This window comes from uncultured Castellaniella sp. (assembly GCF_937988725.1).
Taxonomy (GTDB): Bacteria; Pseudomonadota; Gammaproteobacteria; order Burkholderiales; family Burkholderiaceae_B; genus Castellaniella.
In genome coordinates this window covers 109,561-135,584 of the sequence record NZ_CALKHS010000004.1, presented here as the reverse complement: position 1 = coordinate 135,584, position 26,024 = coordinate 109,561, and the positions used below count along the sequence as shown (strand labels likewise).

The 26,024-nt window shown below is 66.2% G+C and carries 22 protein-coding genes and 1 tRNA gene; 6 read left to right on the top strand and 17 right to left on the bottom strand.

The annotated features are described in order from the left end of the window. The first annotated feature begins 186 nt into the window (after positions 1-186). Genes Q0263_RS04135 through Q0263_RS04120 form a run of 4 tightly spaced genes read left to right on the top strand, consistent with a single transcriptional unit; the run spans position 187 to position 5,870 of the window. Positions 187-2,196, top strand: a complete 2,010-nt coding sequence (locus Q0263_RS04135) for a methyl-accepting chemotaxis protein (protein WP_298013600.1) — start codon at positions 187-189, stop codon at positions 2,194-2,196. Between the two features lie 59 nt (positions 2,197-2,255). Beyond that, positions 2,256-3,287 (top strand): iron ABC transporter substrate-binding protein, encoded by a 1,032-nt coding sequence (locus tag Q0263_RS04130; protein ID WP_298013598.1) that lies wholly within the window; start codon positions 2,256-2,258, stop codon positions 3,285-3,287. 35 nt (positions 3,288-3,322) lie between these two features. Then, a complete protein-coding gene (locus tag Q0263_RS04125; RefSeq protein WP_298013597.1) occupies positions 3,323-4,834 on the top strand; it encodes an iron ABC transporter permease in 1,512 nt (503 codons plus the stop codon). After that, a complete protein-coding gene (locus Q0263_RS04120; RefSeq protein WP_298013595.1) occupies positions 4,824-5,870 on the top strand; it encodes an ABC transporter ATP-binding protein in 1,047 nt (348 codons plus the stop codon). Before Q0263_RS04125 ends, Q0263_RS04120 begins: the two co-directional genes overlap by 11 nt. 9 nt (positions 5,871-5,879) lie before the next feature. Here the strand turns inward: Q0263_RS04120 and mgtA are convergent, their stop codons facing one another. Continuing rightward, complete coding sequence (gene mgtA / locus Q0263_RS04115; RefSeq protein ID WP_298013593.1) at positions 5,880-8,645, bottom strand: magnesium-translocating P-type ATPase; 2,766 nt, start codon at positions 8,643-8,645, stop codon at positions 5,880-5,882. 341 nt (positions 8,646-8,986) lie between these two features. Between mgtA and Q0263_RS04110 the strand changes: the two genes are divergently transcribed. Together Q0263_RS04110 and Q0263_RS04105 are read left to right on the top strand one after the other, a co-directional pair. Next, positions 8,987-10,585 (top strand): methyl-accepting chemotaxis protein, encoded by a 1,599-nt coding sequence (locus tag Q0263_RS04110; RefSeq protein ID WP_298013592.1) that lies wholly within the window; start codon positions 8,987-8,989, stop codon positions 10,583-10,585. Between the two features lie 108 nt (positions 10,586-10,693). Then, complete coding sequence (locus Q0263_RS04105) at positions 10,694-11,335, top strand: trimeric intracellular cation channel family protein (RefSeq protein ID WP_298013590.1); 642 nt, start codon at positions 10,694-10,696, stop codon at positions 11,333-11,335. 19 nt (positions 11,336-11,354) lie between these two features. Here Q0263_RS04105 and miaE read toward each other — a convergent pair whose 3' ends face one another. The 16 genes from miaE to Q0263_RS04025 all read right to left on the bottom strand — a co-directional run bounded on the left by miaE (position 11,355) and on the right by Q0263_RS04025 (position 25,988). Then, positions 11,355-11,963: a tRNA isopentenyl-2-thiomethyl-A-37 hydroxylase MiaE gene (gene miaE, locus Q0263_RS04100; protein WP_298013588.1), complete on the bottom strand. Its 609-nt coding sequence runs from the start codon at positions 11,961-11,963 to the stop codon at positions 11,355-11,357. Between the two features lie 51 nt (positions 11,964-12,014). Then, entirely contained in the window at positions 12,015-13,259 is a 1,245-nt protein-coding gene (locus Q0263_RS04095) for a cyanate transporter (RefSeq protein ID WP_298013586.1), read from the bottom strand. A 3-nt stretch (positions 13,260-13,262) separates the two neighbouring features. Next, entirely contained in the window at positions 13,263-13,727 is a 465-nt protein-coding gene (locus Q0263_RS04090) for a nucleoside deaminase (protein WP_298013585.1), read from the bottom strand. Between the two features lie 31 nt (positions 13,728-13,758). Next, positions 13,759-14,379, bottom strand: a complete 621-nt coding sequence (locus Q0263_RS04085) for an ankyrin repeat domain-containing protein (RefSeq protein WP_298014205.1) — start codon at positions 14,377-14,379, stop codon at positions 13,759-13,761. Positions 14,380-14,881: 502 nt separating this feature from the next. Next, entirely contained in the window at positions 14,882-17,083 is a 2,202-nt protein-coding gene (locus Q0263_RS04080) for a DNA/RNA helicase domain-containing protein (RefSeq protein ID WP_298013583.1), read from the bottom strand. Continuing rightward, entirely contained in the window at positions 17,080-17,400 is a 321-nt protein-coding gene (locus Q0263_RS04075) for a nucleotide pyrophosphohydrolase (RefSeq protein ID WP_298013581.1), read from the bottom strand. Before Q0263_RS04075 ends, Q0263_RS04080 begins: the two co-directional genes overlap by 4 nt. 99 nt (positions 17,401-17,499) lie before the next feature. After that, complete coding sequence (ychF, locus tag Q0263_RS04070; protein WP_298013579.1) at positions 17,500-18,591, bottom strand: redox-regulated ATPase YchF; 1,092 nt, start codon at positions 18,589-18,591, stop codon at positions 17,500-17,502. 136 nt (positions 18,592-18,727) lie between these two features. Continuing rightward, the gene (locus tag Q0263_RS04065; RefSeq protein WP_298013577.1) at positions 18,728-19,264 is read right to left on the bottom strand and encodes an isochorismatase family protein; all 537 of its coding nucleotides are present in this window, start codon (positions 19,262-19,264) and stop codon (positions 18,728-18,730) included. A gap of 21 nt (positions 19,265-19,285) precedes the next feature. Next, positions 19,286-20,080: a CPBP family glutamic-type intramembrane protease gene (locus Q0263_RS04060; protein ID WP_298013575.1), complete on the bottom strand. Its 795-nt coding sequence runs from the start codon at positions 20,078-20,080 to the stop codon at positions 19,286-19,288. A gap of 77 nt (positions 20,081-20,157) precedes the next feature. Beyond that, positions 20,158-20,754, bottom strand: coding sequence for an aminoacyl-tRNA hydrolase (gene pth, locus Q0263_RS04055; RefSeq protein WP_298013574.1), 597 nt, complete (start codon positions 20,752-20,754; stop codon positions 20,158-20,160). Positions 20,755-20,867: 113 nt separating this feature from the next. Next, positions 20,868-21,485 (bottom strand): 50S ribosomal protein L25/general stress protein Ctc, encoded by a 618-nt coding sequence (locus tag Q0263_RS04050; protein WP_298013572.1) that lies wholly within the window; start codon positions 21,483-21,485, stop codon positions 20,868-20,870. Positions 21,486-21,584: 99 nt separating this feature from the next. Further along, a complete protein-coding gene (locus tag Q0263_RS04045) occupies positions 21,585-22,535 on the bottom strand; it encodes a ribose-phosphate pyrophosphokinase (protein WP_298013570.1) in 951 nt (316 codons plus the stop codon). A gap of 95 nt (positions 22,536-22,630) precedes the next feature. Next, a tRNA-Gln gene (locus Q0263_RS04040) sits at positions 22,631-22,707 on the bottom strand. Positions 22,708-22,712: 5 nt separating this feature from the next. Next, entirely contained in the window at positions 22,713-23,609 is an 897-nt protein-coding gene (gene ispE, locus Q0263_RS04035; RefSeq protein WP_298013568.1) for a 4-(cytidine 5'-diphospho)-2-C-methyl-D-erythritol kinase, read from the bottom strand. A 34-nt stretch (positions 23,610-23,643) separates the two neighbouring features. Continuing rightward, a complete protein-coding gene (lolB, locus tag Q0263_RS04030) occupies positions 23,644-24,210 on the bottom strand; it encodes a lipoprotein insertase outer membrane protein LolB (protein WP_298014203.1) in 567 nt (188 codons plus the stop codon). A 2-nt stretch (positions 24,211-24,212) separates the two neighbouring features. Further along, a complete protein-coding gene (locus Q0263_RS04025) occupies positions 24,213-25,988 on the bottom strand; it encodes a tetratricopeptide repeat protein (RefSeq protein WP_298013567.1) in 1,776 nt (591 codons plus the stop codon). Positions 25,989-26,024 lie beyond the last annotated feature (36 nt).

The window sequence follows — 26,024 nt, the reverse complement described above, 5'->3', positions numbered from 1 at the left end:
ATTCCAGTGTAAAGGCCATGTCCGCCCGGTTTCAAACCGGTTTCCGATATTTCCAGTGACAAATAAGCTCTATTTCCTGCCCGACATTCCCCAATCGCTCCGCAACACGTACCTTTACGCTACGAAAGCAGGCTGGCGCCTCAGACGCCGGCCGATACAACAAATATCGCAGTCCGGAGACACTCCATGTTCAAGCGACGCCGCAATGCCGGGCGCATGTCCCATGCCACCCTGGCCACCCAACTGTTCGTGGCCGCCACCCTGACCACCGTACTGGTCATGGCCGCCCTGGCCTCCCTCATCACCTGGCAGAGCCGGCAGACGGCCATCGCCAACGTCGGCGCCGCCAACCGCATGGGGCTGCAGGACTACGACCGCATCCTGCAGCTGATCTACGACATCGGCAGCCACCGCAGCCAGTCCCTGTATCCGGTCCTGATCCGGTATCTGGGCGGCGTGCCGAAACCCTCCGGGCAGACGGAACAGGGCTTGCCGGTGTTCAAGACCGACGGCAAGACGCTCAACGACCAGCCGCTGAACGGCAACCAGGCCCTGATGCGCAGCGTAACCGGCATGACCGCCGAACTCTACGCCCGCACGGACAAAGGTTGGGCCGTCATCGCCAGCGCCTACCAGGACCAGCCCGGCCACGCGGTCGGCGCGGTGCTCGGCGCCCAGGATCCCATCGCCCTGGCGCTCGACCAGGCGCAGGTCGCCAGCCTGCCGGACCTGATCGACCGGAAATGGCACCTGGTCACGGTCAACCCGCTGAAGGACGCGACCGGCAAGGTCTACGGCGGGTTGGTGAACCGCCTGGACATCAGCGCCCAGATCGATCCGGTGCTCAAGGACCTGACCGCCACCAAGCTGGCCGGCCACGGCGAGCTGTTCGTCATCCGGCCGACGCCAGACCACAAGGACTGGATCCGCGTCGCCGGACTGTACGGCAAGCCCGGCGATCTGCTCAGCGCCGGCAATCCGCCGGACGACTTCGCGACGATGGATGCAAGCTTCCGCAGCGCGCCGCTAGGGGCCCACGAGGTCAACGTCACGAAGCGGTCCATCTTCCTGTCCTGGAAGACCGTGCCGAACTGGAACTGGGTGATCTACGGCTTCGGCCCGGTGGACGAGTACCTGGCTGCCAGCACCCGGCAGATGTGGATCCAGCTGGGGATCATGCTGGTCGGCACCCTGCTGATCGCCCTGGCCATCTTCTGGCTGGCGCGGCGCACGCTGGCGCCCGTGCGCGACATCGTCACCGGCATGCAGCGGCTGGGGGCCGGGGACCTGGGCCATGACGTGCCCGACAGTCCGGCCGACAGCCGCAACGAGGTCCACCAGCTGTTCCACAGCCTGAGCGGCACCCAGGGCGCCCTGCGCCGCATGATCCGCCAGGTGCGCCACAGCGTGGGCGAGATCCACATCGGCGCGCGGGAGATCGCCGCCGGCAACACCGACCTGTCCAGCCGCACCGAAGAGCAGGCGGCATCCCTGCAGGAAACCGCCGCCAGCATGGAAGAGCTAGCCTCCACCGTGCGCCAGAACGCCGACAACGCCCGCCAGGCCAATGAACTGGCCACCGGGGCCTCCGGCACCGCCCATCGGGGCGAACAGGCGGTGGAAGGCATGGTCGCCACCATGCGGCGCATCGCCGACAGTTCCGACCGCATCACCGACATCATCGGAGTGATCGACAGCATTGCCTTCCAGACCAACATCCTTGCCCTGAACGCCGCCGTCGAAGCCGCCCGCGCCGGCGAACAGGGCAAGGGCTTCGCCGTCGTCGCCTCCGAGGTCCGCGCCCTGGCGCAGCGCTCGGCCGACGCCGCCCGCGAAATCAAGGGCCTGATCGAAACGTCCTCCCGGGAAGTGCAGTCGGGCACGCAACAGGCCAGCCAGGCGGGCGCCATCATGCAGGACGTCCTGGCGGCCGTGGACCGCGTCACCCGCATCATGGGCGAAATCGCCTCGGCGTCGAACGAGCAGTCCACCGGCATCGACCAGGTCAACCTGGCCGTCACGCAGATGGACCAGGTCACGCAGCAGAACGCGGCGCTGGTGGAACAGGCGGCGGCCGCGGCCGACTCGCTCAGCGAACAGGCCGACCATCTGGCCGAGAGCGTGGCGGTGTTCCGGACGGCGACGGATGACGCGTCCGCCGATCCTTCCCGGCCGGCGCTCCTCAGTTATTCGTAAGGATAATCGTTCTTATTTGCCTTACAATCGTTCTCGAATCCTTTTTCGAGAACCCGAGCATGAAGACTTCCTCACGTCGCGATTTTCTGCGCAACGGGGCGGTGCTGGGCGCGGGCGCGTTGCTGGGCATGCCCGCCCTGCGCACCGCGCGCGCCGCAGCCCCCCAATCCCTGGTGCTGTACAACGGCCAGCATGCCAAGACCACCACCGCCCTGGTGGCGGCCTTCACCAAGGCCACGGGCATCCAGGTCGAAATCCGCAAGGGCAGCAGCACGCAGCTGGCCAACCAGATCATCGAAGAAGGCGACCGTTCCCCGGCCGACGTGTTCTACGCGGAAGAAAGCCCGCCCGTCGCGGCGCTGGCCGAAAAGGGCCTGCTGGCCCCGCTGCCCGACGGCACCCTCAGCCAGGTGCGGCCGGGCTACACCGCCCGCGACAAGACCTGGGTCGGCGTCACCGCCCGCAGCCGCGTGACCGTCTACAACAAGGACATGGTCAAGGAATCCGAGCTGCCGGCCTCCGTCATGGACATGGCCACGGCCGCCTGGAAGGACCGCGTCGGCTTCGTGCCGACCAGCGGCGCCTTTCAGGAACAGATCATCGCCATCAAGCTGCTGAAGGGCCGCGACGCCGCCCTGGCCTGGCTGAAGGGCCTGAAGGAATTCGGCCGCATCTACAACGGCAACATGGCCGCCATGCGGGCCGTGGAGCGCGGCGAAATCGCCACGGCGCTGGTCAACAACTACTACTGGTACATCGTCGCCAACGAAGTCGGCGCCGACAAGATGAAGGCCGGCCTGCACTACGCCGGCCCGAAGGATCCGGGCGGCCTGATCACCGTGTCCGCCGCGGGGGTCCTGAAGACCAGCCGCCACGCGGACGCCGCCCAGAAGCTGCTGGCCTTCATGGTCAGCCAGGCCGGCCAGGAAGCTGTCGTCGACACGGTAGCGGAATACCCGCTGCGCCCGGGCGTGAAAACGCCCTACGATCTGAAGCCTTTCGACCAACTGATGCCCCCGGACGTCTCCCCGGCCGACCTGGGCGACGCCGCCGACGCCATTGCGCTGCGCCGCGAGGCCGGCCTGGCGTGACGCGCCCGGCTTTCATGGCGGGCCGGCGGCCTGCCATGCCGCCGACCTGGATGACCCTGTCCGCCCTGCTGCCGGTGGGGCTGGTCGTCCTTCCCCTGATCTACGTCGCCCTGCGCACGGCCCAGACCGGTCTGGCCGGGGCGGCCGCCGAACTGTTCCGCGCCCGCACCCTGGAACTGCTGGGCAACACGGTCACGCTGGCGGCGGGCGTCATGATCCTGGCGTCCCTGATCGGCCTGGGCGTGGCCTGGTGCGTGGAACGCAGCGACCTGCCCGGCCGGCGCTGGTGGCGCGTGGCCGCCGGTCTGCCCCTGGCCGTACCCGCCTTCGTATCCAGCTACGCCTGGGCCTCCATCGACGTGGCCTTCCAGAACCTGGGCGGCGCCATCTTCATCCTGGCGCTGTCCACCTATCCGCTGGTCTATCTGCCCGTGGCCGCCGCCCTGCGCGGCACCGATCCGGGGCTGGAGGACGTCTGCCGTTCCCTGGGGCACGGCCCCTGGCACGCCTTCACCCATGCCTTGCTGCCGCAGCTGCTGCCCGCGCTGGGCGGAGGCGCCCTGCTGGTGCTGACGCACATGTTCGCCGAGTTCGGCGCCCTGGCCCTGCTGCGCGTGCAGACCTTCACCACCGCCATCTTCGAATCCTACGAGCTGCAGTTCGACAGCGCCTCCGCCGCCATGCAGTCCATCGTCCTGATGCTGCTCTGCATTCCCGCCGCCTGGGCGGAAATGCGGCTGCGGGCGGGGCGCCGCATCGCGCGGGTCGGACGCGGGGCGACGCGGCAGGCGCGCCCCGCCGCCCTGGGCCGCGCCGTCTGGCCCATCCTGGCGGCCTTCGGCCTGCTGGGGCTGGTGTCCTTGGGCGTGCCGCTGGCCACCCTGGCCTACTGGCTGCTGGAAGGCAGCTCCGCCGGACGCGGCTACGAACAGATCCTGCCCGCCATCCAGGGCACCCTGGCCCTGGCCGGTTCCGGCGCGGTCCTGACCAGCCTGCTGGCCATTCCGCTGGTGCTGCTGGCGGCGCGGCACCGGGGCCGCCTGGCCCAGATCGCCGAGCGCCTGCCCTACATCGTCCACGGCCTGCCCGGCGTGGTGGTGGCCCTGGCCCTGGTCTTTCTGTCGATCCGGCTGGCGCCGGCCCTGTACCAGGGGCTCAGCGTCCTGCTGATCGCCTACGCGATCCTGTTCCTGCCGCTGGCCCAGTCCTCGCTGCGCGCTTCGATCGAACTGGTGCCGCCCCAGATCGAGGCCATCGCCCGCAGCCTGGGGCGGCGCCCCTTCCACGTATTCCTCACGGTCATCCTGCCCAATATCGCGCCCGGCATCGGCGCCGCCCTGGCCCTGATGATGCTGGAGATCGTGCGCGAACTGACCGCGACGCTCATGCTGGCCCCCACGGGCACGGTCACGCTGGCCACCGAGGTCTGGACCTACACGGCCGACGCGGAATACGCGGCGGCCGCCCCCTTTGCCGCCCTCCTGGTGATCGTCTCGATCCTGCCGGTCTGGGTCTTCACTCGCCGGATGCTGCACCATGGACACTGACGCCGGAAACCCGATGATCCTCAGCCGGATCCGCAAATATTTCGGCGCGACCGAAGTGCTGTCCGGAATCGACCTGACCATCCCCCAGGGGTCCGTGCTGGCGCTGCTGGGTCCTTCGGGCTGCGGCAAGACCACCCTGCTGCGCCTGATCGCCGGCTTCGATCCGCCGGACGAGGGCCGGATCGCCTTCGGCGGGCGCGTCATGGCCTCGCCCACCGTCTTCGTCCCGCCCGAACGCCGGGGGATCGGCTACGTGCCCCAGGAAGGCACGCTGTTCCCGCACCTGACGGTGGAAGGCAACATCCGCTTCGGCCTGCCGCGCCAGGCCGGCCGCCGCGAACGCGTGGAGGAAGTCCTGGCCCTGACCGGCCTGTCCGGACTGGGCCGGCGTTATCCGCATGAACTCTCGGGCGGCCAGCAGCAGCGGGTGGCCCTGGCCCGCGCGCTGGCGCCGGGGCCCTCGCTGGTGCTGCTGGACGAACCCTTCAACGCCCTGGATCTGGACCTGCGCCGCAGCATGTGCGAAGAAGTCGCGCGCGTGCTGCGGCAGACCGGCACCACCACGGTCCTGGTCACGCACGATCCCGGCGAGGCCTTTGCTGTCTCCGACCAGTTGGCGGTCATGCAATCGGGCCGGATCATGCAATGCGCCCGCCCCGAACAGGTGTACTGGCAGCCGGCCAGCGCCGCCGTGGCCCGTCTGACCGGACCGGCGATCTTCCTGCCGGGACGAAGCCGCGCGGACGGCACGGCGTCGTGCGCCCTGGGCGAACTGCCGCGCCATCCCGACAGCCCCTGCCCCGAAGGGCCGGCCAGCGTCCTGGTGCGCCCCGAGCAGGTGCAATGGACGTCCGACGGGCCCGGCGTCCCCGCCCGGGTGGACTACCGCTCCTTTCGCGGCGACCACACCCTGATCGGGGTGGACCTGGGCAATCTATGCCTGGACCTGCGCGTGCCGTCCCTGTCGGCCCCGCAACTGGGCGCCGAAGGCCGTCTGCGCGTCCTGGGCGCCTGCATGGCTTATCCGGAACCTTGACGGCCGCCGCTACTGCCAGCCCCAGCGGCGGCGGTACAGCCCCTTCATCCACTGGGTCAGCGTCATGTAGCCCAGCAGGATCAGGGGCAGCAGCAGGAAATACAGCGGCGGCAGGGCCTGCAGGCTGAACGCCAGCGCCAGGGGCCCCATGGTCAGGAACAAGCCCAGCATCATGATGGCGGCCGTCATCAGCAACAGGGGCCAGGCGGCCCGGCTCTGCAGGAACGGGACCTTGGGCGTGCGGATCATGTGCACGATCAGGGTCTGGGTCAGCAGGCTGACCACGAACCAGCCGGACTGGAACAAGGTCTGCTGCGCCTCCGACTGGGCCGCGAACACGAACCACATCATGGCGAAAGCCAGCAGGTCGAACACGGAACTGATCGGACCGAAAAACAGCATGAAGCGGCCGATCTCGCCCGGCTCCCAGCGTTGCGGCCGCTGCAGCTGTTCTTCGTCCACCGCATCGAAGGGAATGGCCGTCTGCGAGATGTCGTACAGCAGGTTCAGCACCAGCAGATGGATGGGCAGCATGGGCAGGAACGGGATGAAGGCGCTGGCCACCAGCACGGAAAAGACGTTGCCGAAGTTGGAGCTGGCCGTCATCTTGATGTATTTGAGCATGTTGGCGAAGGTGCGGCGCCCCTCGATCACACCGGCCTCCAGCACCATCAGGCTCTTTTCCAGCAGGATGATGTCGGCCGCCTCGCGGGCGATGTCCACCGCCGAATCCACCGAAATCCCGATGTCGGCCGCGCGCAGGGCGGCGGCGTCATTGATGCCGTCGCCCAGGAAGCCCACCACATGGCCATTGGCCTTCAGCACCCGGACGATGCGGGACTTGTGCGTGGGGGTCAGGCGGGCGAAGACATCCGTGGTTTCCACGGCGCGCCCCAGCGCGGCGTCGTCCATGACGTCCACGTCCGCGCCCAGCAGCACCAGGCGCGGCGCCAGGCCGACTTCGCGGCAGACCTTCGCGGTGATGCGCTCGTTGTCCCCCGTCAGGACTTTCACCGCCACGCCGTGCGCGGCCAGCGCCGTCAGGGCTTCGCGGGTGGATTCCTTGGGCGGGTCCAGGAAGGCGATCGTGCCGGCCAGCACCAGGGCCCGCTCATCCGCCACGCCATAGGCCTGGCGCGCGGCGGGCAGCGCCCGCGACGCGACCGCCACGACCCTCAGGCCATCCTCGTTCAGGCTGGCGGCCACCGCCCGGATCCGCTCCAGCAGCGTGGGAGTCAGGGGGACCTCGGCGCCGCCATGCCGCACGCGGTCGCAGACCTGCAGCACTTCCTCGACGGCCCCCTTGGTGATCAGCAGATGCTCGTCGTCCGAATCCGCCACCACGACCGACATGCGCCGCCGCACGAAGTCGAACGGCATCTCGTCGATCTTGCGGTAGCGCCCCGCCGCCCCCGACGGCCCTTCGGCGCTCGCCTGTTCCAGCACGGCGACATCCAGCAGATTCTTCAGGCCGGTCTGATGGCGGCTGTTGAGCCAGGCCAGCTCCAGCACCCGGTCCGATGGCTCGCCCCAGGCGTCGACGTGGCGTTCCAGGAAGATCCGGTCCTGCGTCAGGGTGCCGGTCTTGTCGGTGCACAGCACGTCCATGGCGCCGAAATTCTGGATCGCATCCAGCTGCTTGACCACGACCTTGTGGCGCGCCAGGGTGACCGCCCCCTTGGCCAGGGTGGAGGTCGCGATCATCGGCAGCATCTCCGGCGTCAGGCCCACCGCCACGGACACGGCGAACAGCAGGGCCTGGCCCCAGTCGCCCTTGGTCACGCCGTTGATCAGCAGCACCAGGGGCGCCATCACCAGCATAAATCGGATCAGCAGCCAGCTGACGCGGTTGACCCCCAGCTGGAAGGACGTCGGCACCCGGTCCGCCGCCAGGACGCGGCCGGCCAGCGCCCCGAAATACGTGCGTTCGCCTGTGTGCAGCACGACGGCGCGGGCCGAGCCCGACACCACGTTCGTGCCCATGAACAGGACGCTGTCCAGTTCCAGGGGATTGCGGACGGTCTCGTCGCGCTGCAGCGCGAATTTTTCCACCGGCAGGGACTCGCCGGTCATGGCCGCCTGGGCCACGAACAGGTCCTTGGCCGACAACACCCGGCAGTCGGCGGGAATCATGTCGCCCGCCGCCAGCAGGACCACATCCCCGGGCACCAGCAGGCGCACGGCCAGCTCGGCGGGGCGGCCCAGGGCGTCCGCCAGCCGCGCGCCCGCCTCCGGCGCCGGCGCGGCGGCATCCCGGCCGGGATCCCAGGGGCGCACCACCGTCGCGGTATTGCTGACCAGGGACTTCAGCGCGTCGGCTTCCCGGTTGGAACGGGCTTCCTGCCAGAAGCGCAGCAAAGTGGACAGCACCACCATGATGCCGATGACGATCATCGCATCGTGGTCGTCCGTCAGGCCGGACACCACCGCCAGCAGCGTCAGCAGCAGGTTGAAGGGCGTGCGGTAGCAATGCCACAGGTGGCGCCACCAGGGCAGCGGCTTTTCGGGCTCGACCTCGTTCCAGCCGACTTCGGCGCGCAGGGCGTCGGCGCGGTCCTCGCTCAGGCCCGAGGCCTGGCTGCCCAGCCGGTCGAGCACGGAACCGGGGGGCGCCAGCGCGGCAGCGCGCAGCGCCTGGGCCAGCGCCGGCGGGACTTCGTGACTGGTCCTGGCCAGGGCGCCCGCATCGGGCAGGAATCGCCGTCGGAAATGGCGGGTCATGTGGCGGGCACGCAAAAAGCCCGCGAACAATTCTTTCAGAATGGTCAAACGCATCGGGTTCTCCTGCGCCGCCATTCTGTCGGGTCTTCAGAACGGCGGCGTGCGAGGCTGGGGGTCGCTGGATATTCGTGGGGGTTCCATGAAATGGGCCGTCGGGCGCACAGGCGCCGGAAATTGAAGACGCGACATCTTAATGCCGCCGCCCGGATGACCAGTCGAAAAATTAATTGCAACTTGTGAACATCACGCCACAGTTCATCTACGCAACGCCACCGGACTGGCAATACACTGTTTCACAGAGGCCCGTTTCGGGCCTCGTCACTATTTCGGCCCGCCGCACCCGCTCCTGGAAATCCCTTTCAGCCCTCTGCGCGGCCTCATCTGAGGACGACATCATGGCGCGCACACGCTCTGCCTGGACACGCACCACTTCATTCAAATTCACACTGTTCACCCTGCTGGCCATCGTCGGCATCATCGTGCTGACGGGCTCCCTGCTGTGGCTGGAACGCAGCGCCCTGCTGCACGAACGGGAAGTCGGCGCACAACAGGCCGTGCAGACCGCCTACGGCGTGGTCACGTATTTCCACGACCAGGCGAAACAGGGCAAGATCACCGAGGACCAGGCAAAGCAGCAGGCCATGGACGCCATCCGCGGCATGCGCTACAGCGGCCAGGAATATTTCTGGATCAACGACATGCAGCCGCGCATGCTGATGCACCCGTTTTCACCCAAGCTGGTCGGCCAGGACCTGTCCGGCATGAAGGATCCCAACGGCCTGCGCCTGTTCGTGGCCTTCGTGGACACGGTCAAGGCCAGTCCCACTCACGACGGTTTCGTGTTCTACCTGTGGCCCAAGCAGGGCGCCGACCGGCCCGTGGACAAGGTCTCCTACGTCAAGGGCTTCGAGCCCTGGGGCTGGATCCTGGGTTCGGGGGTGTACCTGGACACGGTCAATGCCATCGTCTGGCGCCAGGCCGGTGAATTCGCGCTGGCGGCAGGCGTCCTGGCGCTGATCCTGCTGGCCGTGGGCGTCATCCTGTCGCGCAGGCTGGTGCGCCAGCTGGGCGGGGAACCCGACACCGTCATCGGCATCGCCCACCGGATGTCGCAAGGCGACCTGCGGGTGGAGATTCCCGTGCGCGACGGCGACACGCACAGCCTGCTGCACGCCATGATGGTGATGCGCGACGGCATCGCCCAGGCGGTCTCCCAGGTGCGCCAGGGCACGGAATGGATCGCCCAGTCCGTCGGCCAGATCGTCAACGGCAATCTGGACCTGTCCGCCCGCACCGAACAGCAGGCGGCATCCCTGCAGGAAACCGCCGCCAGCATGGAAGAGATCACCAGCACGGTGGGCCACAACGCCGCCAACGCCCAGCAGGCCAACACCCTGGCGGCCACGGCGTCCGACGTCGCCACCCAGGGCGGGCAGACCGTCACCCAGGTGGTCGAGACCATGGACGACATCAATGCTTCCACGCAGAAGATGTCCGACATCATCGCGGTCATCGATTCGATCGCCTTCCAGACCAACATCCTGGCCCTGAACGCCGCCGTCGAGGCCGCCCGCGCCGGCGAACAGGGCAAGGGCTTCGCCGTCGTCGCCTCCGAGGTCCGCGCCCTGGCGCAGCGGTCCGCCAACGCCGCCCATGAAATCCGCAGCCTGATCGACACCACAGTGCAGAAGATCCGCTCCGGCGCCACCCTGGCGGTGGGCGCGGGCCAGACCATGACGGAAGTCGTCACCAGCGTGAAGCGCGTGGCCGACATCATGGGCGAGATCACCCTGGCCAGCCGCGAACAGGCGTCCGGCATCGAACAGATCAACCAGGCCATCGCCCAGATGGACCAGGTCACGCAGCAGAACGCCGGGCTGGTGGTGCAGGCGGGCGAAGCTGCCCAGTCCCTGAACGAGCAGATGAGCGGCCTGAACCGGGCCGTGGGGGTCTTCCAGCTGCAGCATCAGGCGGCCGCCCTGCCCGCTCAATAGCGCCTTCGAGGACTCCGGCGCCGACGGGCGCCGGAGCGCTTACTATACGGACTGGCGGCCCGCGTCGCGCGCGGCCGCTGGTCCGTCCATCCCGCCCAGAGGCCCCGCGTGCCCGCCCCCGACATCACCAGCGAATTCCTGCACGTCCTGTTCCTGATCGCCATCGCCGCCGAGGCCATGACCGCCGCGCTGGCGGCGGGGCGGCGCGAAATGGACTGGCTGGGCGTCTGCCTGCTGGGCTGCATCACGGCGCTGGGCGGCGGGTCGGTGCGCGACGTGCTGCTCGACCATCACCCGCTGTCGTGGATCGCCCACCCCTACTATCTGCTGATCACCGGGGGCGCGGCGCTGCTCACCATCGCCATCGCCCGTTTCGCGCATTCGCTGCGGCATCTGTTCCTGTTCCTGGACGCCGTGGGGCTGGTGGTCTTCACCATCATCGGCGTGGACATCGCCCTGGGCCTGAGCCTGCCCTGGGGCGTGGCGATCGTGTCGGGCATGATCACCGGCTGCGTGGGCGGGGTGCTGCGCGACGTGCTGTGCAACGAGATCCCCCTGCTGTTTCGCGCCGAACTGTACGCCACCGTCTCGATCGTCAGCGCCGCCCTGTACCTGGCCGGCCTGTACCTGGCCTGGAACCACAACCTGGTCGTCGCCGGATCGCTGCTGATCGGCCTGGGCCTGCGCCTGCTGGCCCTGCGCTTCGGCTGGAGCATGCCGAAATTCGTGTATACGCGGGACCTGCATTAGCGTTGGAGTCCGCGCCGGCTCAGCCTGCGGGGCACCCGCTGTGGAAGCGGAATTCAGGATCGGGGGATTCGATCAGGCCTTGTTCGACCTGACGGATTTTCTGAATCGACCGTTCCACGTCCTGGGGTTCGCCGAACCGGTATGCGAAACGCAGATAGCCCTGATAGTGGCGGCCTTCGGACTGCAGCAGGCCGGTGTAGAACGTCGCCAGTTCCTCGTCCAGATGCGGCGCCAATGCCGCGAAGCGTTCGCAGGAACGGGCCTCGATGAAGGCCCCGACGATCAGCGTGTCCACCAGCTTGGCCGGTTCATGGGTGCGCACCGCCGCCCGTAGGCCGGACGCGTAGCGGCTGGCCGTCAAAGGCCGCAGGGCGACGCCGCGCCGCTTCAGCCAGCGCAGCACCTGTTCGTGATGAACGAGTTCTTCCCGGGCTAGCTTGGATAGCGCGGCCGACAATTCGGCATCCTGTCCGTAGCGCGCAATCAGGCTCATGGCGGTGGCCGCGGCCTTCAGTTCGCAGTTGCGGTGATCCAGCAGCAGGATGTCCTGCTGCGCCAGGGCGGCCCGCACCCAGGCCTCGGGGGTCGGACAGGGCAGGAAATCGATCAGGTCGGAAGGCAGGCTCATGCCGCGCATTCTGCCAGAGATCGGCGGGCGCCGGGGCCCCCGCCCCGCGCGTCACGGCAGGGAAGACGGCGCGGCCGAGCCCGCGGACAGACACGCGCCGGGCGCCGCCTGGGGCGTCATCCGCATGGCGCGCTGGTAGCTGGCCGGAGAAACACGCCAATACAGGATGGCGACAATGACAGCGCAGCCCAGATGCAGCAGCCAGCCCATCGTGAAGCTGCCGGTGAGGTCCCGCAGCACCGCCACGATCCACGGCGGGAACGCGGTCAGCAAAAATCCGCCGCCCTGCATGAGCGCGGACAGCGCGCCGGCCTGGGCCGGGTCGGACAGATGGTCAAGCGCCACGATCAGGGACAAGGCGAAACACCCGCCCAATCCGGCGCCCAGCACCGCCACCCACAAGACCGGCGTCACCTCCGGCCACCAGGCCAGGGCGATGAAGCCCAGCGCCTGCATGGCCAGGGTCAGCCACAACCAGGGTCGGCGATCCTCGCGGCGGCCCGCGCAGATCGGCAGCAGCAAGGCGGCCATCGCCTGGCACACGGCCATGATGGCCAGCAGGCTGCCGCTGGCCGCAGCGCTCCAGCCGTGTTCCTGATAGAACGGCGCCAGCCAGGCGACCGCCGTCGAATAACCGCCATTCACCAGGCCGAAGCACAGCATCAGCAGCCAGACGCGCGGGCGGCGCAGATAGACCGCCACGGACTGGCGCGCTTGCCGGACCGGCACGTCGCGCGGCAGGCTGCGCGCCGCCAGCGCCAAAGCCAGGGCGGCCGGCGCGGCCATCCAGGCCAGGCCGATATGCCAATCGCCCCCGGCCGCCGCCACCCACGGCGCGACTTGGGCGCCCAGCGCACCGCCCCCCATCAGCATGGCCGAATACACCCCCATGACGACACCGACGTGACGCGGAAACTGCCGCTTGACGATACCAGGCAGCACTGCCTGCACGACCGCGGTGCCCAGCCCCAGCAAGGCGGCCGTCCCCACGAGCTGCCAGCCCGCAGTGGTCCAGAGGCGCAGCAGGGATCCCGCGACCAGCAGCGCGACTGCGACCATGATCGAGCGCCGCTCCCCAACCCGGGTCTGCAAAAAAGGCCCCGCGAAGGCAAACACGCCCATCAGAAACATGGGCACCAGGGTCAGCAGCGCCATGCCCTGAAGATCCAGGCCGGTCCGCCGGCCGATCTCCGCCGCCAGGGGCCCGACACCGGTGATGAACGGCCGAAGGTTGAGCGCGATCAGCGCCACGGCCGCCAGCAGCAGCCAGGACGACTTGGAAATCTTTGACGTCACGATCTACGCCTGCTTGTCCCGCGCCTGCGCCCACTCGGCATACAGTTCAGGGTCATCCACCGGCACATGGCGGATGTCCATGGACTGCTGCTCGAAGGGTTTGGCCAGATCCTCATAGACGGCCGCCGTGGACAGCCCGAACGGCGCCCCGTCGTCGTTGGAATAGGCGTATCGCACCAGGCGCACGCCCGACATCCGCATCGCCGCCATGCACATGGGACAGGGATGCCCGCTGGCATAAACCGCGCAGCCGCTCAGGTCCGGCGAGCCGAGCGCGCGGCTGGCGGCGCGCAAAGCCGTCAATTCCGCGTGGGCGGTGGGATCGTTGGTCGCCAGGATCTCATTGACGCCCGCGGCGATCTCTTGGCCGTCCCGGACCACGACCGCTCCGAAGGGGCGGCCGCCCTGGCGCATATTGGCGCGCGCCAGTTCGATGGCTTTCTGCAGGTAGCGGGTTTCGTCCATCATGATCGGGTTCCTTCCATCCATGTTCAGATATTCAACGCGCGCCGGCCGCCACCAGGATCGCTTCGATCCGATCGTAGTGACGGGAACGCGCATGCTGCAGCGGCGTCACGCCCTGGCCATCCGCCAGGTTGACGTCGGCGCCGCCCTTCACCAGCGCATCCACGATGTCCTGGTGCCGCTGGCCGCCGCTACCCAGGATGATGGCTTCCAGCAACGCCGTCCACCCCAGGCGATTGACGTGATTCACATCCACGCCGGCGGCGATCAGCGTGCGCACCGTCTCGACGTGGCCGCGCTCCGCGGCGGGGATCAGGGCCGTGCCTTCGTAGCGGTTCAGGCTCTTCAGATCCGCTCCATGCGACAGCGTCATCTTCAGGATCTCCAGATGCCCCCGGGCGCCGGCATAGAGATACGGGCTGTCGTGGATCTTGTCCAGGGCGTTGACGTCCGCGCCGGCATCGATCAGGGCCTTGGCCGCCTCGACCTGATTGGCATGCGTCGCGACCAGCAGCGGCGTCGCCCCGCTGCCGTCGCGCTCGTCGATGGCAGCGCCTTCGGCCAGCAGCTTGCTGATGCCGGCCACATCGTTTTTCTCCGCCGCGACGTGCAGGGGAGCGGCATTGGCGGGCCCAATGGAGGCGATGAAGGGCATGATGGCAAGCGTCAGCAGGACGAGTTTGTTGCGAATGGGGTGATGGCGCATGGTGATTTCTGCGGGCTTCAGCCCGGCATGTGCTGTCTGGACAGCACCCATGATAAGGAAGCGGGGGGATATTTGGAAATTAAATATGCGGATGGGGGATATCCATTATTCGCATGACGCTCAAGATTTCCAAGGCAAACGCCGCACCCTTGAGGCAGTCAGGAAATATTTTGAATATCAATTACATCATTGCTAACCGTTTCACTGTGTCGGGAAACTTCTCAACCAGACGGATCAGCAGAGCGGCTTGAGCATTGTGCGCAACCTGCTGCCGATCCTGGACAAGTGGAAGTCAGGCGCGGACCAAATGGGACATTGTCATGCAAAATACCCCATTTTTTCAGTTGGACTACCCCACTCACATCATCACTGAAACAGGAACGAAGTGTCCAACAGGCTGTTGGACACTTTGCGGCAGATGGCCCGCGTCTTGCCCACACCTAAAAAATGCTCAATCAATCACGCCCAGAAACTCGCCAACCACGCGATAACGATGTTCGTCATCGCTACTGAGTTCGAGCGTCACCATATGGGGATTGTGGGAACGAGGCTTCAAGAGAATTTTCCCGTGCTGCCATCCATCGTCAGTCTCAGTCTTGATGCTCTGGTACTCTTTGACGGTATAGCGTGAGCCTGAATCGTCATCCTGAATATCGTCGCACTCGACCAGTACGATTTTTCCGTTTCGGCTACCACCGGGATTCAGACGAAAAAGACAGATCGCACCATTCGGAATGATCTTATTCATCGACTCACCGACCACCCGACAGGCAAAAATATCTCTTCCCACCGGCATACCTGACGGCACAGCGACCCAGTTTTCATGCTCGACATGCTGGAGTTCGCTGAAGCCGCCAGCAGCGGCCTGCAAATCGTAGAGAGGAACCGCATTGCCATAGGGTTCCAGCCGTTCAGACGGCCTGGTCAGCGCAATAACATTGGATTTATAAACAGGGATGTGCCGCTTCAGGTAGCTGCGCAGACCTTCATCGCAAGCGTAGACGAAAGTTCCCTTTATGCCGCGCAACATGATGGTTTTATAGATGTTGAGGATGTACCGCTTCAACTCATCCGGATCATCTATGGTTTGCTTGCCGTTGCGATCATGGTAGCTGGCTTTGTCGATGATGATCTGGTCCCGCCCTGCGTCATAGCGAATTTCATGACCAAAGATGATGCCCGCGTAATTCAGGTCATAGCCTTGAGTCGTATGGATGCAGCCGACCTCATTGATGGCATTTGGCGAGTTGATCCAATCGACGTTGATACTGTTCCAGCGCAGCCGAACATCCTCGATTTCAATATCGTACAAATGCGGGTTTTTTCTGGACGCCCATGGCCACGCATAGCCTGCGATCAGACGCGCAAGCCCGTAAGTTTGATCCCGCTGCCTGATCTCCGTCACCAGATCCGGCATGCTGTCAAACACCAGGAACTCGTATCCCTTTGAATGGAATTTTTCCCTGCTGGGCAGACGCACGTTCAACAAGTCATCGATGAATTTCACATAGTGCTGGCCCCCTTGGACCCGGAACTGTGAAACCAGCGTCATGACTTTCGAGCCGGGTGACGACTTGACCGCTTGGAAATCAGCGGCGTTGGCATCAGACGGTTTGATAGTCTGGTCCGCGTCATAGAAAAAGACAGCTTTTTTCGACTGCTGAATCACCCAGTCGACCTCACTGCAAGTCTTCTTGTCCAACCCCAGGGCTGCACAGGCCTTGTCGAAGGCCCCGTAGTAGGAGCCCAGATTGGTCCGCTTGCGCAACCGATGGGACTCATCCACCAGCACGATGTCGTAGTCCTGCCGTGCCAGCTTTGAAGGGCTGATGACCATGCTCGCGCGCAAGCCTTCAATGTTCTCGAAGGCTTTCTCCAGGGTTTCCCGGAAAGATGCCATTGGCACAACCAAGGCCATGCGTGGCTTGGGGTAGAGGGCTTTAAATTCCGCCAGCAGCTCGCGCAGTTCGGTTTCCTCTTCGGAAAACTCACGCAAATCCAGTGTGGCGTCGTCGGTATGAATCAGCTTGAACAGAAAAATGGCCAGGACGGACTTTCCAGTTCCTGCACCGCCTTCTACCACAAGGTTCTTCAGCCCCGGATTCAACAGCGACCGCATGATTTCAATCAGGCCTTTGCGCTGATCGGGGGACAGTGACTTGTAGGGCGAATACTTGAAGACGTCCGAGTTGTCGATGGCCTCCAAGGAATGCGCTGCAACACCTTGAGCCCGCAGCTTGTCCCAGGTCTCGCGAAAGATCTCAGAGTACAGTTCGTCCTTCTGGAAGTAATTGTGGTCAGCCAGGCCCAGGTTGCCGTTCAACAGCTTGAAGCAGCCATCGGCGGCCATGTACTTGATCAGCGAGGATTCGATATCGAGCGTGGCGGATTTATTGAAGCGCTCGCTGCTGATCAGATGCACCGTGGTCAGCAGCTTCTTGTGCGGATGCTTGAGATGGGTGCCCAAGCGTGTCAACGTATCAGTAGTCTCGCCAACATAGGCGTTGGGCTTGGAAGCATTACGCGCGGAGCCGTCGCTCAGGATGTATACCAGCGGCCAATGATTAGCGGCGTATGCATTTTCCTGTATGGCTGCCCAGGAATCCGCAGAAAATCCGTATCGGTTTACTTCGACAAGACTCGCCTGACTCATAGTTCATTGTATTTCTTCGAGCTGCCTCTGGATTTTTCGATCGGATATTTTTCTTCATTCCGTTCGATTTTATCCAGAACGATCTGCTGTACATCAAAGCCGTAGGCATCGGACAGCAACAGAGCATAAGCCAGCACATCCGCCAGTTCTTCCTTGACCTTCTCGGGATCAGCAGCCTCGGGGGCTTTCCATAGGAAAGCCTCCAATAGTTCGCTGGCTTCGATGCTCAGGGCCACCGCCAGGTCCTTGGGATTATGGAACCGCTTCCAGTCACGATCATCGCGAAACTGGCGCAATCTTTGTAGAACCTGTTCCATTTCCTTAGCCTTTTCCGGGGGGCGATGCAGATTCAAGAATGATAACGCGGCACTTCAGTCCCGGTGTTCACGTCTGCGGCGAGGAGCCTCCCTACCCTATTACACATTGAACAGGAAGTTCATCACGTCCCCATCCTTCACCACGTATTCCTTTCCTTCCGCCCGCATCTTCCCGGCTTCCTTGGCGCCCTGTTCGCCCTTGCAGGCGATGAAGTCGTCGAAGCCGATGGTCTGGGCGCGGATGAAGCCGCGTTCGAAGTCGGTGTGGATGACGCCGGCGGCCTGGGGGCCGGTGGCGCCCACGGGGATGGTCCAGGCGCGGACTTCCTTGACGCCGGCGGTGAAATAGGTCTGCAGGCCCAGCAGCTGGTAGCCGGCGCGGATGACGCGGTCCAGGCCGGGTTCGCTCATGCCCATGTCTTCCAGGAAGACGGTCTTGTCGGCATCGTCCAGGTCGGCGATCTCGGCCTCGATGGCGGCGCACACGGCCACCACGGGGGCATTCTCGGCGGCGGCGTAGTCCTGCACGGCCTTCAGGTGGGGATTGTTCTCGAAGCCGTCGTCGCGCACGTTGGCGACGTACATGGCGCGCTTGGCAGTGATGAAGCAGTAACCGCGGATGGCGGCCTGTTCTTCCTCGTCCAGGCCCAGGCTGCGCACGGACTTGCCGGCGTCCAGGGCGGCGACCACGCGTTCCAGCAGGGCCACCAGGCGGATGGCTTCCTTGTCGCCGGAATTCGCCAGCTTGCGATTCTTCTGCAGGATCTTGTCGGCCGTGGCCAGATCCGCCAGCGCCAGTTCGGTATTGATGACCTCGATGTCGGACACCGGGTCGACGCGGCCGGCGACGTGGACGACGTTCTCGTCCTCGAAGCAGCGCACCACGTGCACGATGGCGTCGGTCTCGCGGATGTTGGCCAGGAACTGGTTGCCCAGGCCTTCGCCCTTGGACGCGCCCGCCACCAGGCCGGCGATGTCCACGAATTCGACCACGGCCGGCACGATGCGCTCCGGCTTGACGATGGCCGCGAGCTGCGTCAGACGGGGATCCGGGACCTCGACCACGCCGACGTTGGGCTCGATCGTGCAGAAGGGGTAGTTTTCAGCGGCGATACCGGCCTTGGTCAGGGCGTTGAACAGAGTGGATTTGCCGACGTTGGGCAGGCCAACGATGCCGCATTGCAGTGCCATGGGGAACCTGAGAGAAAAGTAGGATGGAAATCAAGGCGCTATTGTACCCGCAGGGCCCGGCAAAGCGCCCCCGGCGGCGCGCCGCGACGCGGCGGTTGAACGAGCCCGGCGGGATCCGCGCCCCAAGCCCGCCCCGCTAGGCGGACAGGACCGACGCGGCATCCACGATTTCCGCGAAATCGGCCGCCAGCAGCGCCAGCGTCACGTCGGACACCGCGCGGGCGGACAGCCGGGCAGACGGCAGGCCAAAGCCAAGCACCGCATCGCGGACCACCGTCATCCGGAATCCCAGATCGGCGCCCGCGCGCACCGTGGAATTGACGCAGAAGCCGGTCACGGCCCCGGTCACGACCAGATCGGTGATCCCTCGCCCTTGCAGATGGGTCTGGAGATCCGTGGAGGCGAAGGCCGAGGACGTCCGCTTGAGGAACACCGGTTCGCCATCCAGGGCCCGCGCGCACGGCATGGGCGGATACCCGGAAGCCTGAGGGTGAAAGGGCGAGTCCGGGTCCGCGTCCTGATGCCGGACGTGGATGACCGGCATCCCCTGCCTGCGGAAAGCAGCCGCCAGCGCCGCGATCCTGGCCGGCGCCCCGGGATCGACGTGATCCCGGCCAGCGTCGATCCGATCCTGCATCGCCTGTTGCATGTCGATGATCAGCAAGGCTTTCATCACAGTCTCCGTCGATTCGGATCAGCCCGCCGCCAGCTGCGGCGCGAAATGCAGGATCAGCCCGATCAGCAGCAGCGGCCCGCCGTTGAACATGGCGTGCAGCATGATCGACGCCCCGATGCCGCGCCTGACCCGCATCCATCCCAGGACCAGGCCGGTGACCCACTGAGGCAGCACCAGCAGGGGCAGCAGCACCAGGGTCATGGAGGTCATGCGGAAGTTGTACAAGTGCACGGCCGCGAACGCCAGTGCGGCGGCATGGAACAGCACAGGAAACGCCCGGCACGCCCGGCGGCGCCAGCGCCAGCCGGCCGCCCAGCCCGCCTGCCAGCGGTGACCGGCCGGATACCAGAGCGGCGCCAGCGCCAGCAACACCGCCACCGCCGCCATCGGGACGGACGTCGCCCCCATGCCCTGCACCAGGATCGCGGCCATCAGGGGCACGAACCACCACAGCATGGCGGGACGGCGCAAGGCGTAGCGAAAGGTCAGTTCCTCGACGATGGGCGCCCAGACCAGGGCCGCCAGCCAGGGAATATTGTGGATATCCAGGCGATGCTGGGCGCCGCTGGCGTCCGCCGCCGACAGCGCCAGGGGGGCGAAGACGAAGATGTTGACCACCCACAGCAGGACGGCCCAATGCAGCAGGCGCCACCAGGGCGCATTCAAGGAGAAGTCCGCCCGCAACCCAGGGCCGGGGCGGCGCGGGCGCAGGCGCGGCCCCGGTCGGGGCCGCCTGACGAACTTCAGGAAATCGACGATCTCCTCGCCCATGGTCGGCAAGCCGCGCGGACGGGTGAACCCTGGCAAACCCATGTTCTCACCTTTTCATGGCGGGCAGGCGCCCGGACATCCCGCGCCGGGCCAAGCCGCCAGGCGGCCGCCCGGCGGCCTCAATCATGATTTCCCTGATGCAGGCGCTCGGTCACGCGATCGAACGATCCGTCCAGCAGCGCGGGCAGTTCCAGCCGGCAGCGCCGGATGACCTCGTCGATACCCGGCATGTCGTCCTGACGAGGTGGGTGCAGCACGAAATTGACCACGGCCTGCGCCAGCCCCAGGCTGCGCGGATGGCCGATGCCGATGCGCAGGCGCCAGAACTTGGGGGTGCCCAGCACCGCCTGGATGTCCCGCAGGCCATTGTGCCCTGCATGGCCGCCGCCGAACTTCAATTTCACGGCCCCGGGCAACAGATCCAGTTCGTCGTGCAGGACCAGGATTTCCTCGGGCTGCAGCTTGTAGAAGCGCGCCAGGGCGCCGACGGCCTGCCCCGACTTGTTCATGAAGGTGATCGGCTTGGCCAGCACGACGGGCTGGCCGGCGTGGCGGGCGCGGGCGACCCAGGCGAAGAAGGATTTTTCCAGCGTGAAGCCGGCATGCAGGTCGTCGGCGAAATGATCCGCCAGCCAGAAGCCCGCGTTGTGGCGGGTGGTTTCATATTCGGGACCGGGATTGCCCAGGCCCACAATGAGGCGGATGGGCGCGGTCATCGTGATGGTTCGAAATGGCAAGACATTGAAACGGCCCCCATCATACGTCAAAACCCCCGCCCATCTGACGAGGGGCGGGGGTTTCGGGGGGTGCTGATGCCAGCGAGTCGGGCTTATTCGGCAGCCGGCGCGTCGGCGGCCGGGGCCGCGTCGTCATCGGCGGCCGAGCCCTTGGGGGCGGCGGCCTGGGCCAGCAGTGGGTTCACGTCGTCGCCGTGCGGCACGTACTTCACGCCGATCGGCAGCGTGATGTCGGCCAGGTGCAGGCGGGCGCCGCCGATCATGTTGCCCAGATCGACTTCGATGAACTTCGGCAGGTTGGCAGGCAGGCAGGTGATGTCCAGTTCGGACGGACCGTGGGTGACGACCTGGCCGGCGAGCTTGACGGCCGGGCTCTGGTCGGCGTTCAGGTAGTGCACCGGCACCTTGGTGCTCACGGCCTGGGACGCGTCCACGCGCTGGAAGTCTACGTGCAGGACCAGGGGGCGGTACGAGTGCCATTGCACGGCGCGCACCAGCACGGGCTCGGTCTTGCCGTCCAGGACCATGTCCAGGATGGAAGCGTGGAATTCTTCCTTGTTCAGGGCGTGGTAGATCTCGTTGTGGTCGAGTTCGATGTTGGCCGGGCCGGACTTGCCACCGTAAACGATGGCGGGCACCCGACCGGCGCGGCGCAGGCGGCGGCTCGCACTCGAACCCTGGACGCTACGCGAAGTGGCGGTGAATTTCATGGAAAGCTCCAAAAGGCGGGGCCGCATCGGCCCCATTCAAAACAGCAGCCAAGGCTGCACAGACACCCCCCCGCCGCGACCAGCGGGGGATCAAAAAAATCAGTCGGCAAACAGCGAACTGACCGACTCGGCCGTCGCGATGCGCAGGATGGTTTCGCCCAACAGTGAGGCGCAGGACAGCTGGCGGATCTTCCCGCACTGGCGGGCGGCTTCGGACAGCGGAATGGTGTCGGTGACGACGACTTCGTCGAGCGCGGAGTCCTGGATGCGCTTGACGGCTTCGCCCGACAGCACCGGGTGGGTGCAATAGGCATAGACGGATCCGGCGCCCCGGTCCTTCAGGGCCTGGGCCGCCTTGCACAGCGTGCCGGCAGTATCGACCATGTCGTCCATGATCAGGCAGGTGCGCCCGTTGACGTCGCCGATGATGTTCATGACTTCGGACACGTTGGCGCGCGGGCGACGCTTGTCGATGATGGCCAGGTCGGATTCCAGCTGCTTGGCCAGGGCGCGCGCGCGCACCACCCCGCCGATGTCGGGCGACACGACGACCAGGTTCTGAAAGTTGCGGCTCCAGATGTCGCCCAGCAGGATCGGACCGGCGTAGATGTTGTCGACCGGGATATCGAAGAAACCCTGGATCTGGTCGGCGTGCAGGTCCATCATCATGACGCGATCGACGCCGACGGACTGCAGCATGTTGGCCACGACCTTCGCCGAGATCGACACGCGGGCCGAACGCGGCCGGCGATCCTGGCGGGCATAGCCGAAATACGGGATGGCGGCGGTGATGTTGCGGGCCGAGGCGCGGCGCAGGGCATCGACCATCACCATGATTTCCATGAGATTGTCGTTGGTGGGCGCGCAGGTGGGCTGCAGCACGAACACGTCCTTGCCGCGGACGTTTTCATTGATCTCGACCATGACTTCGCCGTCGGAGAAACGGCCCACGGTCATCTTCCCCAGCGACATGTCCAGATGATTCACTACGTCGACCGCCAGGCGAGGATTGGCCGTGCCGGTAAAAATCATGAATCTGTCTTGTGCCATGGTGTCGAACCAATGTGTCAAATGACAAGGCTGTTGACCAGCGCCCCGGTGGGGCCGACTCAACAGCCTGGAATGCATGTCTGCATATAGAAGAGTGGCTGGGGAAGAAGGATTCGAACCTTCGCATGCCGGAATCAAAATCCGGTGCCTTAACCAGCTTGGCGATTCCCCAACTGTTCAGTCTACGACCCAATCCCGCAGTGGATGATCATCCAGCCCCTGGCAAACCCAGCTGCCTTCGATGACCACATTGGGCAGGTCATGTATTTTACTGATTATCCGGTCCTGCTGCACCCGAGCCTGTCGGGTATCGGCGAACCCGGCAAACAGGCACGAGCCGGATCCGGTCATTCGCGCATCGAGCCCCGCCTGACGCATCGTCCCCAGTATGCGGGCGATCATCGGGTGGCGCCGACAGACGACAGATTCCAGATCGTTGCGGCCAAATAGGCCGCTGTGTTCTGTTTGCCAATCAGCAAAGACCGAGATTTTTACCGATTCCGAATCTCTTGTCAAATCAGGATCCCGGAACACATCGGCCGTCGGGATGTGGGCCTTGGGCCGCAGGACCCAGTACGCCCGGGGCGGCAGGGCCACGGCGTCCAGGTCTTCGCCCACGCCCTGGGCGAAGGCCGATCGGCCGAAGACGAACACCGGCACGTCCGCCCCCAGCGGCAGGGCCAGCCGCAGCAGCTGGGCGCGCGTCAGGCCGGTGTTCCACAGGCGGTTCAGGGCGATCAGGGTGGTGGCCGCATCGCTGGACCCGCCCCCCAGGCCGCCGCCGGCCGGAATCCGCTTGCGGTAGGCGATGCGGGCGCCGTAGCGCGCGCCGGTGGCCTGCCGCAGGCTGCGCGCCGCCCGCAGGACCAGGTCCTGGTCGGCGGGCAGGCCCGCCAAGCCGTCGCCCTCGCGTTCGATGCGGCCGTCGGCCGTGCGCTCGAAATCCAGATGATCGAACAGGTCGATGAAGCGAAACACGGTCTGCAGCCGGTGATAGCCGTCCGGTCGCCGGCCGACCACGTGCAGGAACAGGTTCAGCTTGGCGGGCGCGGGAACGTCATACAGCGCGGTCATGGATGGCGTCCTCGCCGGGCCGGATCGGGCCGCATCAGGGGCGGTCCATGATCAGCTGCAGGCGCCACTGCCCCTGGTCGTCCCGGCGCGACAGGCGCACCCGCAGCGGGCCCTGATCGTCGTAGTCCGACAGGCGCGCATCCCAGCCGTCCTGCCGCAAGGCCGTCAGGCGGCCCTGTTCATCCCGCTGGACGCCGACGGCGTCGCGGCCGGGTTCGGCCTGCCCGCGGATCCAGTAGCGCAGGCCTTCCACCGGCATCGGATGCCCCCAGATCCGGGTCAGCAGGGCATCGGGCGACGGCGCGGCTTCCCGGCTGCCGTCGGCGCGTTCCAGGACGGAGGAGCCGGGTTCCACCCGGATTCGCGCCAGCACGCTGCCCAGCGGATTGCTGAGATCCAGCCGCAGCGCGCGCCCGTCGTCCCGCCAGGAAAACCCGCCTTGCGCGGCATAGGGCGGCTGCGCCACCGGCTGCAGGTTCACGGCGAAGCGGCCGATGCGCTCGAACGCCTGGCCCTGGCCGCCGATGCGGGTAGGCGTGGCACAGGCGGCCAGGACCAGAACCAGGCCCAGTCCCGCCAGCAGTCGCCCCGCACGCATCATCGTCACGGCAGCGTCACTCCCAGGCGCTTCAGGGTGGCCTTCAGCGTCTCGTTGTCGGGATCCGCCTTCCGGCCTTCGCCCCAGATGCGCCTGGCTTCATCGCGGCGCTTGAGCATCCAGAGGGTTTCGCCCAGGTGAGCCGCCACGTCGGCGGCCGGCAGATGATCGTAGGACCGGCGCAGGTATTCCAGCGCCCCCTGGTAATCCCGGGTGCGGAACAGGTACCAACCCACGCTGTCCAGGATGTAGGCGTTGTCGGGATCGAGATCCAGCGCCCGTTCCAGCAGGTCACGGGCTTCGGGCAGGTCGCGGTTCTCCTCGACGTAGGTATAGCCCAGCGAGTTGTAGGCATTGGCATTGTCGGGATCCAGGGCAATCACCCGGCGCATCAGGGCTTCGAATTCGGCCTTTTTGCCCTGCTGATGCAGCAGCATCCCCAGTTCGTACTTGATTTCCGGCGTGTCCGGCATGTCCAGGTCCGCCGCCTTCAGGGTCTCGACGGCCTGGTCGGTGCGACCGGCATCGCGGTAGATGGATGCGCGCGTCAGGACGATGACCGTGCGTTCGCGGCGGTCGGCGGGCTTGATGGCGTCCAGGGTGGCGCGGGCCCGCGCCAGATCGCCCAGCTTCCCGTAGAGCACGGCCTCGTGGGTCTGCGCCTGGAACCGCAGATTGGGCTCATCGATGCTGCGCAATTCCTGGATGGCTTCTTTCAGTTCGCCCTGGCGTTCGGCGATCTGCACCAGCAGCAGGCGGGCGTCGGACACGTCGGCCTGGGCGTTGGTGGCGCCGTCGGCCACCGCCTGGCGGCGCTGCTGCTGGATGGTGATGTATTCATTCAGCAGCGCCTTGGCCGCATCGTAGCGGCCGGCGCGCGCATTGACCTCGGCCTCCGTGTAGAGCAGGTCGAAGTCTTCGGGCGTCTGCCGGCGCATGGAGCCCAGCAGTTTCAGGGCTTCGTCGAACTGGCCCTGCCCCGTCAGGCGGCTGACCAGCAGCAGTTGCAGGGCCCGCTGGTTCGGATGCTTCGCCAGATAGGCATAGGTGTCGCCGATGGCCTGGCGGGGTTCGACCCGCAGGCCGTATTCCAGCACCCGCTGGGCGGCGTCCGGCGAATCCGGATCCAGGGCCTGGGCCTGGTAGGCCTCGTCCACGGCGCGGCGGGGTTCTCCCGCGGCCCAGGATGCGTCGGCCAGCGCCAGATGCGCCAGGGCCGAGGTCTTCACGACTCCGGACAGGGCCTTGTCCAGCACGTCCAGCGCCAGGCGCTTGTCCGTCATCTTGGAGACGATGCCCGCCGCCTGGACGACGGCCTGGTCCTTGTCGTCGGCGGATTCGATCCGGCGCGCCAGCGTGCGGGCCAGACCGTCGGTCTGCCCGCTGGAGGCCGACAGGGCCAGCGACGCGGCGACGGCTTCGGGGTTTTCGGGGTCCAGCCGCGCCCATTCCCGGGCGGACTGCAGGGCCAGCGCCAGGTTGCGGCCGGTCATGGCCATCTGGAAGGCCCGCTGCCCCAGGCGGGGGTCCAGCGTATCCCGCGCCACGCCCAGCAATTCCTGAGCGGCATCGTCGTACTGCCCCTGCTGGGCGGATAATTCCGCCACCAGAATGCGGTACAACAGGTCCGGCGTCAGGCTGACGGCGGGCGGCTCGCCCGGACGCAACTGGATGGTTTCAACCGAATCGGCCGGCGCCGGAATCGGCGGGGCAGCCCAGGCCGTCTCGTGCGCGGCGGCCAGCGCCAGCACCACGGGCAATACGGAGGCGGAGATTCTCATCGGCGGTAACCAGGGCCGCAACGCGAGAAATGCCCG

Excerpts from the sequence above, each read along its gene's own strand:
- pth (WP_298013574.1), bottom strand. The coding sequence starts at position 20,754 with ATGACCGCGCCCATCCGCCTCATTGTGGGCCTGGGCAATCCCGGTCCC.
- Q0263_RS04110 (WP_298013592.1), top strand. The coding sequence starts at position 8,987 with ATGGCGCGCACACGCTCTGCCTGGACACGCACCACTTCATTCAAATTC.
- ispE (WP_298013568.1), bottom strand. The coding sequence starts at position 23,609 with ATGACCGCGCTGTATGACGTTCCCGCGCCCGCCAAGCTGAACCTGTTC.
- Q0263_RS04125 (WP_298013597.1), top strand. The coding sequence starts at position 3,323 with ATGCCGCCGACCTGGATGACCCTGTCCGCCCTGCTGCCGGTGGGGCTG.
- mgtA (WP_298013593.1), bottom strand. The coding sequence starts at position 8,645 with ATGCGTTTGACCATTCTGAAAGAATTGTTCGCGGGCTTTTTGCGTGCC.
- ychF (WP_298013579.1), bottom strand. The coding sequence starts at position 18,591 with ATGGCACTGCAATGCGGCATCGTTGGCCTGCCCAACGTCGGCAAATCC.
- Q0263_RS04050 (WP_298013572.1), bottom strand. The coding sequence starts at position 21,485 with ATGAAATTCACCGCCACTTCGCGTAGCGTCCAGGGTTCGAGTGCGAGC.
- miaE (WP_298013588.1), bottom strand. The coding sequence starts at position 11,963 with ATGAGCCTGCCTTCCGACCTGATCGATTTCCTGCCCTGTCCGACCCCC.
- Q0263_RS04065 (WP_298013577.1), bottom strand. The coding sequence starts at position 19,264 with ATGAAAGCCTTGCTGATCATCGACATGCAACAGGCGATGCAGGATCGG.
- Q0263_RS04045 (WP_298013570.1), bottom strand. The coding sequence starts at position 22,535 with ATGGCACAAGACAGATTCATGATTTTTACCGGCACGGCCAATCCTCGC.
- Q0263_RS04075 (WP_298013581.1), bottom strand. The coding sequence starts at position 17,400 with ATGGAACAGGTTCTACAAAGATTGCGCCAGTTTCGCGATGATCGTGAC.
- Q0263_RS04130 (WP_298013598.1), top strand. The coding sequence starts at position 2,256 with ATGAAGACTTCCTCACGTCGCGATTTTCTGCGCAACGGGGCGGTGCTG.
- lolB (WP_298014203.1), bottom strand. The coding sequence starts at position 24,210 with ATGATGCGTGCGGGGCGACTGCTGGCGGGACTGGGCCTGGTTCTGGTC.
- Q0263_RS04025 (WP_298013567.1), bottom strand. The coding sequence starts at position 25,988 with ATGAGAATCTCCGCCTCCGTATTGCCCGTGGTGCTGGCGCTGGCCGCC.
- Q0263_RS04120 (WP_298013595.1), top strand. The coding sequence starts at position 4,824 with ATGGACACTGACGCCGGAAACCCGATGATCCTCAGCCGGATCCGCAAA.
- Q0263_RS04080 (WP_298013583.1), bottom strand. The coding sequence starts at position 17,083 with ATGAGTCAGGCGAGTCTTGTCGAAGTAAACCGATACGGATTTTCTGCG.
- Q0263_RS04135 (WP_298013600.1), top strand. The coding sequence starts at position 187 with ATGTTCAAGCGACGCCGCAATGCCGGGCGCATGTCCCATGCCACCCTG.
- Q0263_RS04090 (WP_298013585.1), bottom strand. The coding sequence starts at position 13,727 with ATGATGGACGAAACCCGCTACCTGCAGAAAGCCATCGAACTGGCGCGC.
- Q0263_RS04085 (WP_298014205.1), bottom strand. The coding sequence starts at position 14,379 with ATGCCCTTCATCGCCTCCATTGGGCCCGCCAATGCCGCTCCCCTGCAC.
- Q0263_RS04060 (WP_298013575.1), bottom strand. The coding sequence starts at position 20,080 with ATGGGTTTGCCAGGGTTCACCCGTCCGCGCGGCTTGCCGACCATGGGC.